General features: G+C 68.1%; 12 protein-coding genes. 3 read left to right on the forward strand and 9 right to left on the reverse strand.

Annotation, left to right across the window (positions count from 1 at the left end):
• The first annotated feature begins 165 nt into the window (after nucleotides 1-165).
• Nucleotides 166-507, forward strand: a complete 342-nt coding sequence (locus ASD37_RS03845) for a hypothetical protein (protein WP_056548273.1) — start codon at nucleotides 166-168, stop codon at nucleotides 505-507.
• 46 nt (nucleotides 508-553) lie between these two features.
• Here the strand turns inward: ASD37_RS03845 and pyrF are convergent, their stop codons facing one another.
• From pyrF to pyrR, 7 genes are read right to left on the reverse strand one after another with little or no spacing between them, the layout of a single operon-like run.
• Complete coding sequence (gene pyrF, locus ASD37_RS03850; protein WP_056548276.1) at nucleotides 554-1,369, reverse strand: orotidine-5'-phosphate decarboxylase; 816 nt, start codon at nucleotides 1,367-1,369, stop codon at nucleotides 554-556.
• On the reverse strand, nucleotides 1,366-4,716 hold the full coding sequence (gene carB / locus ASD37_RS03855; RefSeq protein WP_056548278.1) for a carbamoyl-phosphate synthase large subunit: 3,351 nt from the start codon (nucleotides 4,714-4,716) through the stop codon (nucleotides 1,366-1,368). Before carB ends, pyrF begins: the two co-directional genes overlap by 4 nt.
• Nucleotides 4,717-5,847, reverse strand: coding sequence for a glutamine-hydrolyzing carbamoyl-phosphate synthase small subunit (gene carA, locus ASD37_RS03860; protein WP_056548280.1), 1,131 nt, complete (start codon nucleotides 5,845-5,847; stop codon nucleotides 4,717-4,719).
• Nucleotides 5,844-6,344 (reverse strand): hypothetical protein, encoded by a 501-nt coding sequence (locus ASD37_RS03865; RefSeq protein WP_056548282.1) that lies wholly within the window; start codon nucleotides 6,342-6,344, stop codon nucleotides 5,844-5,846. The genes carA and ASD37_RS03865 overlap by 4 nt, the downstream gene beginning before the upstream one ends.
• Nucleotides 6,341-7,633 carry a dihydroorotase gene (locus tag ASD37_RS03870; protein ID WP_056548284.1) on the reverse strand — a complete coding sequence of 431 codons (1,293 nt, stop codon included), beginning with the start codon at nucleotides 7,631-7,633 and terminating at the stop codon, nucleotides 6,341-6,343. The genes ASD37_RS03865 and ASD37_RS03870 overlap by 4 nt, the downstream gene beginning before the upstream one ends.
• Nucleotides 7,630-8,586 (reverse strand): aspartate carbamoyltransferase catalytic subunit, encoded by a 957-nt coding sequence (locus ASD37_RS03875; protein ID WP_056548286.1) that lies wholly within the window; start codon nucleotides 8,584-8,586, stop codon nucleotides 7,630-7,632. The genes ASD37_RS03870 and ASD37_RS03875 overlap by 4 nt, the downstream gene beginning before the upstream one ends.
• Nucleotides 8,583-9,158, reverse strand: coding sequence for a bifunctional pyr operon transcriptional regulator/uracil phosphoribosyltransferase PyrR (gene pyrR, locus ASD37_RS03880; protein WP_056548288.1), 576 nt, complete (start codon nucleotides 9,156-9,158; stop codon nucleotides 8,583-8,585). Before pyrR ends, ASD37_RS03875 begins: the two co-directional genes overlap by 4 nt.
• A 116-nt stretch (nucleotides 9,159-9,274) precedes the next feature.
• Here pyrR and ASD37_RS03885 point away from each other — a divergent pair, with 116 nt between their 5' ends.
• Nucleotides 9,275-10,483 (forward strand): serine hydrolase, encoded by a 1,209-nt coding sequence (locus ASD37_RS03885; RefSeq protein ID WP_056548291.1) that lies wholly within the window; start codon nucleotides 9,275-9,277, stop codon nucleotides 10,481-10,483.
• 1 nt (nucleotide 10,484) lies between these two features.
• Here ASD37_RS03885 and ASD37_RS03890 read toward each other — a convergent pair whose 3' ends face one another.
• Nucleotides 10,485-10,790, reverse strand: a complete 306-nt coding sequence (locus ASD37_RS03890) for an SDR family NAD(P)-dependent oxidoreductase (RefSeq protein ID WP_056548293.1) — start codon at nucleotides 10,788-10,790, stop codon at nucleotides 10,485-10,487.
• A 70-nt stretch (nucleotides 10,791-10,860) separates the two neighbouring features.
• The gene (locus ASD37_RS03895) at nucleotides 10,861-11,553 is read right to left on the reverse strand and encodes an SDR family NAD(P)-dependent oxidoreductase (RefSeq protein ID WP_056549784.1); all 693 of its coding nucleotides are present in this window, start codon (nucleotides 11,551-11,553) and stop codon (nucleotides 10,861-10,863) included.
• Between the two features lie 212 nt (nucleotides 11,554-11,765).
• On the opposite strand from ASD37_RS03895, the gene ASD37_RS32145 reads away from it, so the two are divergent.
• Nucleotides 11,766-12,208: DUF222 domain-containing protein (locus tag ASD37_RS32145; RefSeq protein WP_235567961.1), on the forward strand; the 443-nt coding region annotated here is incomplete at its 3' end.

The following is a 12,208-nucleotide window of genomic DNA, read 5'->3' on the forward strand; positions in this document are numbered from 1 at the left end:
TCGCCACACGGGTTGCGTCCGTCACGTACGCCACAGACGCCCAACCGTTATCAGACGCACAGCGGGTGCAAATCGTCATCAGGGGAAGCGCCAATGTGGGCTTCCTAGCGTTCTCGTGGTGAGGCAAAACCGCCTCGTGCAGACGACTGAGAGTGGAGAAATCTGATGACCTTCAAGCGGGCCGTGTACGCGTCGATCCTGGCCGCCGGAGTCGGACTGACCGGGTTGTCGGGCGTCGGCCTCGGCACGGCGTCGGCCGATCCCGGCCAGTGCAACAACTGGGGCCAGCCACCCTGCGGGCAGGACCAGCACGACAACAGGGGTCCCAACGACAACAGGGGTCCCGACGACAACCGGGGACCCGTCGACTGGCAGCACCGCGGCGTCGACCAAGGCCGTCAGGATCATCAGCCGTTCAACTGGAACGGCCAGCAGGTCACCCCGTTGCCGGCAGGCAACGGCGCTGGCTGGGGGTTCTGGTTCGGTCCCGTCTGGATTCCGCTGTAGGCCGGTGGCCAAGGCGGCGGGTCACCTGCTTGGGCAGGCCCCGCCGTCATCCGGCCAGATGGGCGACGGCGTCCCGCATGCGCTCCGCCGCCGCGCGGACTGCGGCGACGTCCGGGCCGGCCCGCAACACGTCCCGCGACACCGCGGGCAACAGCGTCCCCGCCGCGGCCCCGCCAAGCCCACGCAGCGCGTCTGGTCGACCGCCCTGGGCGCCAACCCCGGGCAAGAGCACCGGTCCCCCGAGCTCGCCGAGATCCGGAACGTCGGCCAACGTGGCGCCCACCACGACGCCGACGGAGCCGCGACCCGCACCCCGGTTCTCGGCGCTCACGTCGTCGACGATCGACTGGGCGACCGTGCGACCGTCGACGACGGCACGCTGCACGCTCGCCCCCTCGGGGTTGGACGTCGCGGCAAGCACGAAGACGCCTCGGTCGTGCCGGGCGGCGGTGTCCAGCAGCGGTCGCAGGGACTCGAATCCCAGGTAGGGCGAGGCCGTGACGGCGTCGCACGCCAGCGGCGAGTCCCCCGCCCACGCTGAGGCATACGCAGCCATCGTCGAGCCGATGTCACCCCGCTTGGCGTCGGCGAGCACCAGCACGCCAGCGTCACGAAGCTCGGCGATCACCGTCTCCAATACCGAATAGCCGGCGGCTCCGTAGCTCTCGAAGAACGCCACCTGCGGCTTGACGATGGCGAAGCCCTCGTAGGCCCGGACGCAGACGTCGCAGAACGCGGTGAGGCCCTCGACGTCGACCGGCAGCCCCCACGCCTGCAGCAGTTCCGGGTGCGGATCGATGCCCAGACACAGCGGGCCGCGGTCCGCCATGGCCGAGGCCAGCCTGGCCCCGAATCCGGTCACGTCGCAGATCCGCCCAGCTGACTGTGCAACTCCTGCAACGACATGACGCCGATGTCTCCGCGGATGCCCGCCTCGATGCCCTGCACCGCCGCCGAGGCACCCTGGACCGTCGTCACACACGGAATGTTCATCGCGACGGCGGCCGACCGGATCTCGTAACCGTCGACGCGAGGACCGGAGTTTCCGTACGGGGTGTTGATCACCATGTCGACCTCGCCGGCCCTGATGGCGTCGACGGCTGAGGTGGCCGGCCTGTCGGGGCTCGGCGCTTCGAAGTGCTTGCGCACCGTGTCACACGGGATGCCGTTGCGGCGCAACATCTCCGCTGTGCCTTCGGTGGCCAGCACCCGGAACCCGAGATCCGCCAACCGCTTGACGGGGAACACCAGTGAGCGCTTGTCGCGATTGGCCACCGAGACGAAGACCGTGCCCGCCGCTGGCAGCGAACCGTAGGCCGCGGTCTGGCTCTTCGCGAAGGCCGTACCGAAGTCGCGGTCGATGCCCATGACCTCGCCGGTGGACTTCATTTCCGGCCCCAGCAGCGAATCCACCTGCGAGCCGTCGGCCTTGCGGAACCGGTTGAACGGCAGCACCGCCTCCTTCACCGCGATCGGCGCATTGGGCGCGACGTCGGCGCCGTCACCGGTCGCGGCCAGCATGCCCTCCTCACGCAGCTGGGCAATGGTGGCGCCCAACATGATTCGCGCGCACGCCTTGGCCAGCGGCACCGCCGTGGCCTTCGAGACGAAGGGGACCGTCCGACTGGCCCGCGGATTGGCCTCCAGCACGTAGAGCACGTCGTCCTTGAGCGCGTACTGCACGTTAAGCAGACCGACCACGCCGATGCCATGGGCGATGGCCTCCGTCGCGTGCCGGACGGCCGCGATGTCCTGCTTGCCGAGGGTGACCGGCGGCAGCGCGCACGCCGAGTCGCCGGAGTGGATGCCCGCCTCCTCGATGTGCTCCATGACGCCGCCGATGTACACGTCGGCGCCGTCGCACAGCGCGTCGACGTCGATCTCGATGGCGTCTTCCAGGAAGCGGTCGACCATCACGGGGTGCTCGGGCGAGAGTTGGGTGGCGCGAGTGATGTACCCGCGCAGCGTCTCGTCGTCGTAGACGATTTCCATGCCACGGCCGCCGAGAACGTAGGACGGGCGTACCAAAACGGGGTAGCCGATGTCGGCGGCGATCCGTCGCGCCTGCTCGAAGCTCGTCGCCATGCCGAACCGTGGTGCGGGCAGCCCCGCGTTCTTCAGCACCTCACCGAACTCGCCGCGGTCCTCGGCGAGGTCGATCGCCTTCGGGCTGGTGCCGACGATCGGCACGCCCGCGTCGGCGAGCCGCTGAGCGAGGCCCAGCGGCGTCTGCCCGCCCAGTTGGACGATGACCCCGACGACGCCGGGACCGCCCTCCCCTGAGGCGGATTCGGCGTGGTACACCTCGAGGACGTCCTCGAACGTCAACGGCTCGAAGTACAACCTGTCGGCGGTGTCGTAGTCGGTCGACACCGTCTCGGGGTTGCAGTTCACCATCACGGTCTCGAAGCCGACCTCGCTGAGCGTGGTCGCGGCGTGCACGCAGCTGTAGTCGAACTCGATGCCCTGGCCGATCCGGTTGGGACCCGATCCGAGGATCAGCACCTTGGGCTTGTCGACCTGCGGCGCCACCTCGGTCTCGGCCGCGGGATCGATCTCGTAGCTGCTGTAGTGATACGGCGTCTTGGCTTCGAACTCCGCGGCGCAGGTGTCCACCGTCTTGTAGACGGGGTGAACTCCCAGTCGCCGCCGCAGCGTGCGGACGCCGTCCTCGCCGGCGAGTTCGGGCCGAAGGGCCGCGATCTGGCGGTCCGAAAGACCGTTGTGCTTGGCGGTGCGCAGCAGTTCCTCGTCGAGGACGGGTGCGGCGCGCAGCTCGCCCGACAGGCTCACCAGCCCGGCAATCTGGTCGACGAACCACGGGTCGACGCCGGAGGCCTTCGCGACGTCTTCGACGGACGCCCCCTGCCGCAGCGCCTGTTCGATGTCGTACAGGCGGCCGTCGGTGGGCGTTCTGAGCCGTGTCAGCAGCTCCTCAACGGAGAGTTCGGGGTCGGTTCCGGTCCAGAATCCGCCACGCCCTGGCGTCTCCAGTGAGCGCATCACCTTGCCGAGCGCTTCGATGAAGTTGCGGCCCAACGACATTGCCTCACCGACCGACTTCATGGTCGTCGTCAGAGTCGGGTCGGCGCCGGGGAACTTCTCGAAGGCGAACCGCGGAGCCTTGACGACGACGTAGTCGAGCGTCGGCTCGAAGCACGCCGGCGTCTCCTTGGTGATGTCGTTGACGATCTCGTCGAGGGTGTAGCCGATGGCCAGCTTCGCGGCGATCTTGGCGATCGGGAAGCCGGTGGCCTTCGACGCCAGTGCGCTCGACCGGGAGACGCGGGGGTTCATCTCGATGACGACGAGCCGCCCGTCGGCGGGGTCGACGGCGAACTGGATGTTGCAGCCGCCGGTGTCGACGCCGACCTCGCGCAGGATCGCGATCCCGAGGTCACGCATCTTCTGGTACTCGCGGTCGGTCAGCGTCATCGCGGGCGCCACGGTCACCGAGTCACCGGTGTGCACGCCCATCGGGTCGAAGTTCTCAATCGAGCAGACGACCACCACGTTGTCGCGGTGGTCCCGCATCAGTTCGAGTTCGAATTCCTTCCACCCGAAGATGGATTCCTCGATCAGCACGTTGGCGCTCGGTGAGGCGGCCAGCCCGTCGCCTGCCATCCGGTCGACGTCCTCGGCGCTGTAGGCCATGCCGGAGCCGAGGCCGCCCATCGTGAACGACGGTCGCACCACCACGGGCAGTCCGAGTTCGGCGACCGTGTCGCGGACCTCGTCCATGGTGAAGCAGACCCGCGACTTGGCCGACTCGCCGCCGACCTTGGCGACGATGTCCTTGAACTTTTGCCGGTCCTCGCCACGCTGGATGGCCTCGAAGTCCGCGCCGATCATCTCGACGCCGTACTTCTCGAGGACGCCGCCCTCCCACAGTGCGACGGCGGTGTTCAGCGCGGTCTGGCCACCCAACGTCGCCAGGACGGCGTCGATCTTGTTGCCCCGCTCAGCCTGCTGGGCGAAGATCTTCTCGACGAAGGCCGCGGTGATGGGCTCGACGTAGGTGTTGTCGGCGTACTCGGGGTCGGTCATGATCGTGGCCGGGTTCGAGTTGACCAGGCTGACCTGCAGCCCCTCGGCCCGCAGGACGCGGCACGCCTGGGTGCCGGAGTAGTCGAATTCGCAGGCTTGGCCGATCACGATCGGTCCGGAACCGATGACCAGCACGTGGTTGAGATCTGGGCGACGCGGCATTTAGCGACCCTCCCCTGCCATCATGTCGACGAATTGGTCGAACAGGTACTCGGCATCGTGCGGTCCTGCAGCCGACTCGGGGTGGTATTGCACCGAGAACGCCCTTCCGTCAATGAGTTTGATGCCCTCGACGACTCCGTCGTTGGCGCAGGTGTGGCTGACCATGGCGCGGCCGAACTGAGTGTCGAACTCCTCGCCCGCCTCGCCTTCGAGCGCGAACCCGTGGTTCTGTGCGGTGATGGCGACCCGGCCCGTGACGTGGTCGATCACGGGGACGTTGATCCCGCGGTGGCCGAAGGCCATCTTGTAGGTCGAGCGGCCAAGCGCGCGGCCGAGTATCTGGTTGCCGAAGCAGATGCCGAACAGTGGAATCCCGGCTTCGATCACCTGGCGCGTCACCTCGACCACGTGGTCGGCGGTCGCCGGGTCGCCGGGTCCGTTGGACAGGAACACCCCGTCGGGCCGGAGAGCGGCGAGGTCGTCGAACGTGGTGCTCGACGGGACGACGTGGGTCGTGATGCCGCGCTGGGCGAAGTTGCGCGGCGTGTTGGTCTTGATGCCCAGGTCGAGCGCGGCGACCGTGAAGCGTTGCTCTCCAACGGAGTCCACCACGTAGGTCGTATCGGTGCTGACCTCGCCGGCGAGGTCGGCACCCAGCATCGACGGTTGGCTGCGCACCCTGGCCAGCAGTTCGTCGGTGTCGGCCAGCGCGTCCCCGGAGAAGACGCCCGCCTTCATCGATCCCGCCGTGCGCAGGTGCCGGACGACGGCGCGGGTGTCGATTCCGGCGATCCCGACGACACCCTGACGGATCAGTTCGTCGTCGAGCGTCCCCGTGGCACGCCAGTTGGAGGCCCGCGGCGAGGGGTCTCGCACGGCGTAACCGGCGACCCAAATCTTGTCGCCTCGGCTCTCGCCGTCCTCACCGTTCCACCCGGTGTTGCCGATCTGCGGTGCCGTGGCGACGACGATCTGCCCGTGGTAACTCGGGTCGGTGAGAGTCTCCTGATAACCGGACATCCCGGTGGAGAACACCGCCTCGCCCAACGTCTGCCCGACCGCTCCGAACGTGGTGCCGACGAACACCCGTCCGTCGTCGAGAACCAATATGGCCTTGTTCTTCACCGTCATTCGACCCCTCCAGTCCAATTCGCGAGCTCGCGGCGGTCGTCGCCGCGGAACCCGGTGTCGATCTCGGTGCCCGACGGCAGCCTCCAGCGGATCGCGAGGATGCCGTCGTGCGTCAAAGCCTTGCCCGCGATTCCCCGCTCGGTGCGGATCGCGGTAATCGATTCCTCGGGAATCCAGATCGGCCCGGTGCCGCTGCGCTGCAGCATGATTCCCTCTGGATAGCGGGTCAGAACCGCCTTGCTGCGGAAACCCAGGTCGCCGACGGCGATCCGGTCCTGCCAGCTCGGCGCGATCGTGCTGCCGACGTAGAGCCCCTTGGTGGCCGGGATGATCGCCGACCCCACGGTGTCGGGCAGGGGCGGCAGCGCCCCGATCAACTCGGCCTGCCGCTGGGCGCGATGCAACCACCCGCGAAGCATCTGCCGGATGGCGAGCGCGATGAACACGGCCAGCAGCGCGGCGATGATCAGCAACGCGATCAACGTCGGGGTGTTCATGCGGGACTTCTTCCGTCCCGCGCGGTGACCTTGCCGCGCAGCATCGTCAGCGTCACCGTGGCGGGCAGTTCCATCGCCTCGAATGGCGTGTTGTCCGACCGGCTGGCCAGCTCGGCGCCGGTCACGGTCCAGGTCGCGTCGGGGTCGACGACCACGAGGTTGGCGGGCTCGCCCACCTCCAGCGGCCTGCCCTGATCCGGCAGGCCGACGATGGCCGACGGCGCCTCGCTCAGCACCCGAGCCACGTCACGCCACGTCATCAGACCCGACCGCACCATGGTCTCGACGACGACGGACAGTGCGGTTTGCAGCCCAAGCATGCCGGGGCGGGCGACGGCAAACTCGCACATCTTCTCGTGCTCGGCATGCGGCGCGTGATCGGTTGCCACGCAGTCGATCACGCCGTCGGCGAGCGCTTGACGTAGAGCCACCGCGTCGCTGGCCTCGCGTAGCGGCGGGGTGACCCGGTTGCGGCCGTCGTAGGACTCGAGGAGCGCGTCGTCGAGCAGCAGGTGGTGCGGCGTCACCTCGGCGGTGATCGAAATGCCTTGCTCCTTGGCCCATCTCACCAACTCGACCGTGCCTGCGGTGGAGGCGTGGCAGATGTGCACGCGAGCTCCCGCGTCCCTGGCCAGGATGGCGTCCCGTGCGACGATCGACTCCTCGGCGGATCGTGGCCAGCCGGTCAACCCGAGCCGCGCCGCGTTGGGACCCTCGTGGGCGACGGCGTCGACCGTCAGTCGCGGCTCTTCGGCGTGCTGGGCGATGAGTACGCCGATGCCACTGGCGTATTCCAGTGCCCGTCGCATCACCAGCGGGTCGTGCACGCAGATGCCGTCGTCGGAGAACATCCGGACCTTGCCGACGCCGGCGGCCATCAGGCCCATCTCGGTGAGCTGCATGCCCTTCAGGCCGACGGTGACCGCTCCGACCGGATGCACGTCGACCAGGCCGACCTCCTGACCGCGGTGCCACACGTGGTCGGTGACGACGGCGCTGTCGGCGACGGGATCGGTGTTGGCCATCGCGAAGACCGCCGTGAAACCGCCGAGAGCGGCTGCGGCCGAACCGGTTTCGATGTCCTCGGCGTACTCGCGTCCCGGCTCGCGGAGGTGAGTGTGCAGGTCGACGAAGCCGGGCAGCAGGATCTTGCCCGCGCACTCGACCACGTCGGCACCCTCTGGTGCGTCCAGCCCCTGGCCGATCGCGGCGATCTGGCCGTCGTCGACCAGCACGTCGACGGGGTCGCCCTCGCCGTAGAGAAGCACCGACCGCAAGAGGATCGTCATGAATTCACCCCTTCCGGTTCTGAACCTGCGCCGACGAGCAGATGGAACAGCACCGCCATCCGCACGTGAACTCCATTGGAAACCTGTTGCAGCACCGCCGATTGCGAGGAGTCGGCGACCGACGACGCGATCTCCATCCCCCGCAGCATCGGCCCGGGATGCAGGACCACCGCGTGCTCGGGAAGCCGTGCCGACCGCTTCTCGGAGAGTCCGTAGAGCACCGAGTACTCCCTGGCCGACGGGAAGAAGCCGCCCTTCATCCGCTCCGCCTGGACGCGCAGCATGAGTATCGCGTCGGTGGCAGGCAGCTCGGCGTCCAAGTCGTGCGAGACGGTCACGGGCCACGTCTCGACGCCCGTAGGCAGCAACGTCGGCGGCGCGACGAGCACCACCTCGGCGCCGAGTGTGGCCAGCAGTCGCACGTTCGACCGTGCGACCCGACTGTGCAGCACGTCGCCGACGATCACGACACGCTTGCCGTCGACCGAACCCAGGCGCTGGCGAATCGTCAACGCGTCCAGCAGTGCCTGCGTGGGGTGTTCGTGGGTGCCGTCACCGGCGTTGATGATCGACGGTCCTGAGTCCTCGGGCTCGGCCGTCCACTCCGCAAGCCGTTGGGCCGCACCGGAAGCCGGGTGTCTGATGATGAGCGCGTCGGCACCCGCGGCGCGCAGCGTCAGCGCGGTGTCCCGCAACGACTCACCCTTGGCCACCGACGATCCCGACGAGCTGACGTTGATGACGTCGGCGCTCATCCACTTGCCTGCGACCTCGAACGACACCCGGGTGCGCGTCGAGTTCTCGTAGAACATCGTGATCACGGTGCGCCCGCGCAGCGTCGGCAGCTTCTTGACCTCCCGGCCCAGCAGCGCCTTGCTGAACCGGTCGGCGTCGTCGAGGATCGCGGTTGCCTGGTCGAGGCTCAGGTCGGACGCGGAGAGCAGGTGCTTCATCGGGCAGGCCCTCCGTGTGGTGCGATAGAGACCCCGTCGACTCCCCCGTCGTTCTCGGCGAGACGCACCTTCACGTTCTCGCTTCGCGACGTTGGCACGTTCTTGCCCGCGTAGTCGGCGCGTAGCGGCAACTCGCGGTGGCCACGGTCGACGAGCACCGCCAGCTGAACCGCTCTCGGCCTTCCGACGTCGCGGAGTGCGTCCAGGGCGGCGCGGATAGAGCGTCCCGTGTACAGCACGTCGTCGACGAGGATGACGAGGGCGCCGTCGATTCCACCGTCGGGGATCGACGTGTCCTCCAGCGGCCGCGGTGGCTTGCCTGCGAGGTCGTCGCGGTAGAGCGTGATGTCGAGCGCACCGCGCGGCACCGTGACTCCGGAGAATTCGTGGATCTTCTCGGCAATGCGGGCAGCGAGGGTGACTCCGCGCGTCGGAATGCCGAGGAGGATCACGCGAGGCGCGTCGGCGCCGTCGAGCGCGGTCTTTTCGATGATCTGGTGCGCAATGCGCGACACGGTCCGGCTCACGTCTGCGGCGGACATCAATTCCCGGTCGGGGCTGGCAGAAGCCATGACTGACCCAGGACCTCCTTCTCCGCCTCTCGGGACGGATCGTTAAAGGACGTCGAACTTCCGCGGCAGCTTAACACCCAACGGGAGCTCTCAGCCCGGCTGGCTAGGCTGGCCAGGTGAATCTCGACGGCAATCAGGCATCCATCCGCGAGGCGGTCGACGCAGGCCTGTTGGCGGGTGCGGTCACGATGGTGTGGCAGGCGGGCAAGGTCCTGCAGGTCAACGAACTCGGCCACCGCGACGTCCACGCCGGGTTGCCGATGCAGCGCGACACCATCTTCCGGATCGCGTCGATGAGCAAGCCGGTGACGGTGGCCGCTGCCATGTCGATGGTCGAGGAGCGGACGTTTGCGTTGACCGACCCGGTGGCGCCGTGGTTGCCCGAGCTGGCCGACGTACGGGTGATGACCAATCCGGCGGGTCCGCTCGAGGCGACGGTGCCACTGCAGCGCCCGATCACGTTCGACGATCTGATGACGCACCGCAGCGGGTTGGCCTATGCGTTCTCGGTGGGGCCGCCGCTGTCCCGCGCGTACGGCAAGCTGATGTTCCGCCAGGATCAGGATCGATGGCTGGCCGAGCTCGCGAAGCTGCCGCTGGCCCACCAGCCCGGCGAGCGCCTGACCTACAGCCAGTCCACCGACGTGCTCGGGATCGCTCTGTCGCGGATAGCGGGCAAGCCGCTTGCCGACGTGCTGGAGGAGCGGGTTCTGGGCCCACTTGGCATGTCCGACACCGGCTTCAAGGTCAGCCTCGAAGGCCGCAGGCGCGCGGCCACCATGTACCAGCTCGACGACACGGGGACCCTGCGCGACGACGTGATGGGTCCGGCGCCGGTGACGCTGCCGACGTTCTGCACCGGAGGGGCCGGACTGTGGTCGACCGCCGACGACTACCTCGCCTTCGCCCGCATGCTGCTCGGCGGCGGTGTCGTGGACGGCGTCAGGGTGCTGTCGGAGGAGTCGGTGCGGGTGATGCGCTCCGATCGACTGACCGATCAGCAGAAGTCGTATCCCTTTCTGGGGATGCCCTTTTGGCGTGGCCGCGGATTTGGTTTGAACCTGTCGGTGGTGACCGACGCCGCGCAGTCACGGCAGCTGTACGGCCCTGGCGGGCTCGGTACGTTCAGTTGGCCCGGTGCGTACGGCACGTGGTGGCAGGCCGACCCGTCGGCGGACCTGATCATGATCTACCTGATCCAGAACCTGCCCGATCTGAGTTCCGACGCAGCCGCTGCCGCGGTGGCGGGCAACACGTCACTGGCGAAGCTGCAGGCCGCCCAGCCAAGGTTCGTCCGTCGCACCTACCAGGCGCTGGAGTCCTGATTCAGGCTGAGACGCGCAACGTTGCACCCTCGGCACGGACGACGATGTCGATCCGGCCGAACCTCGCCGTCACACGTGCGGTGACACCGCTCCACTGACGTGGGTCGTCGACGTCGGCGGCGATGACCATCACCCGGTCGGCGGAATGCCCGTGCAGCACCTCGACGGCGTCGCACACGTGTCGGGCCACCACGGCAACGCGGCGCCCGTCAGCCAGTTCTCGTCGGGCCAGCCGGCGGCCGGCGTCGGTGCCGCCGTCCACCACGACGACGACAGTGCTTGCGAGCGAATCTCTTTCGCGAATCATGACGTCAGTCAACGCCTGCCGCCTTGGCGGCCGATGTGGGTTGGCTAGGCGATGCCTCAGAACCTCGTGGTCACCACGGCACGACGGAGTTCTGATAGTCGAGGAACTGCAGGCCGCCCTCGCCGGCGTGGGCGACGATGGTGTCGACCACGCCGGGAATGCTGTCGTCCACGGTCAACGTGGCACCCTTGCCGCCGAGTTCGGTCTGCACATGGCCGGGATTGATGAGCAGCAGCGTGCGCGGGTCGTCGGCGTGCCGGGCGGCGAAGCTGCGAAACAGCTGGTTGAGCGCGGACTTGCTGGCCCGGTACACCTCGTGCCCGCCCCGGGTGTTCAGCGAGACGCTGCCCTGCCGCGACGACATGACCCCGATCGTCCCCGTCTCGGGCACCAGGTCCTCGAGGGTCTCGACGACGCGCAGCGGGCCGAGCGCGTTGGTGACCATGACCTCGACGAAGCTGTCGGTGCTCACCTCGGCGACGGGGACGTTGTCGTGGGCGACTCCCGCGTTGACGAACAGCAGGTCGAGGCGACGGCCGGCCAGCCGGTCGCGCAGCGCGGTGATCTGTTCGGGCACCGTGACGTCGAGTTTCTCGACCTCCAGGCGTCCGTCGTCGTCGAGTGCGTACAGCTCCGCACGGTTCTCGCCGCGGACGGTGGCGATCACCCGCCAGTCGCGCCGCAGGAACTCGGTCACCATGGCGAGCCCGAGACCCTTCGACGCTCCGACGATGAGGGCAGTGGGTTGTTCGTAGTCGGTCATGTTGATGTCAGCAACTGACAGCCGCGGTTTCATTCCATTGCCGGCGTCATCGGTCCGACTCGATCACCACGTCCGCATCGACCTGGCATGTGTCACTGACATTTTCGGGCGTTGGCACCGTAGTTGTGCACAGTCCGGAATTCATCCCCAGATCGGGGCCTACGGCGAGAATCCCGGCGCGGACCTTGGCCGCCGAGCGTAAATTCGAATACATGTTCGACTCATTGGTGGCTTCCACAGCCGGTACCTCGGGTGCCGGTGCGGTGGAGTCGTGGTCGCGGGTGGAATCCGCCGCCTGCGCCCGCCGCGTCGCCGCGATGGCCGCCATGTTCCAGACCGCCCATGCCGCCGACGGCTCTGCCGAGCGGGATCTGTGGTGCACCGACACCTGGGACGCCGTAGCCGCCCACATCGGGGCCGCCCAACGCATCACCCATGGCGCCGCCTCCAATCAGCTCCTCATCGCCGTTGCGCTGCACGAGCGCTTCCCGCTGGTTGCGGCGGTGTTCGCCGAAGGGCTCATCACCTATCAGTTGGTGCGGATCGTGGTGCAGCGCGGCGCCCTGGTCGTCGACCCGGACGCCCTGCACGAGTTGGACAAGTTGTTGGCCGAGGCGCTGAGCACCCGGGAACCGATGTCGGTCGCGACGGCGGA

Source organism: Mycobacterium sp. Root135, from assembly GCF_001426545.1.
Classification (GTDB): Bacteria; Actinomycetota; Actinomycetes; order Mycobacteriales; family Mycobacteriaceae; genus Mycobacterium.

What these genes read in the sequence shown, in the direction of transcription:
- ASD37_RS03845 (WP_056548273.1), top strand. Translation starts at nt 166, where the DNA reads ATGACCTTCAAGCGGGCCGTGTACGCGTCGATCCTGGCCGCCGGAGTC.
- carB (WP_056548278.1), bottom strand. Translation starts at nt 4,716, where the DNA reads ATGCCGCGTCGCCCAGATCTCAACCACGTGCTGGTCATCGGTTCCGGA.
- carA (WP_056548280.1), bottom strand. Translation starts at nt 5,847, where the DNA reads ATGACGGTGAAGAACAAGGCCATATTGGTTCTCGACGACGGACGGGTG.
- ASD37_RS03865 (WP_056548282.1), bottom strand. Translation starts at nt 6,344, where the DNA reads ATGAACACCCCGACGTTGATCGCGTTGCTGATCATCGCCGCGCTGCTG.
- ASD37_RS03870 (WP_056548284.1), bottom strand. Translation starts at nt 7,633, where the DNA reads ATGACGATCCTCTTGCGGTCGGTGCTTCTCTACGGCGAGGGCGACCCC.
- ASD37_RS03875 (WP_056548286.1), bottom strand. Translation starts at nt 8,586, where the DNA reads ATGAAGCACCTGCTCTCCGCGTCCGACCTGAGCCTCGACCAGGCAACC.
- pyrR (WP_056548288.1), bottom strand. Translation starts at nt 9,158, where the DNA reads ATGGCTTCTGCCAGCCCCGACCGGGAATTGATGTCCGCCGCAGACGTG.
- ASD37_RS03890 (WP_056548293.1), bottom strand. Translation starts at nt 10,790, where the DNA reads ATGATTCGCGAAAGAGATTCGCTCGCAAGCACTGTCGTCGTCGTGGTG.
- ASD37_RS03895 (WP_056549784.1), bottom strand. Translation starts at nt 11,553, where the DNA reads ATGACCGACTACGAACAACCCACTGCCCTCATCGTCGGAGCGTCGAAG.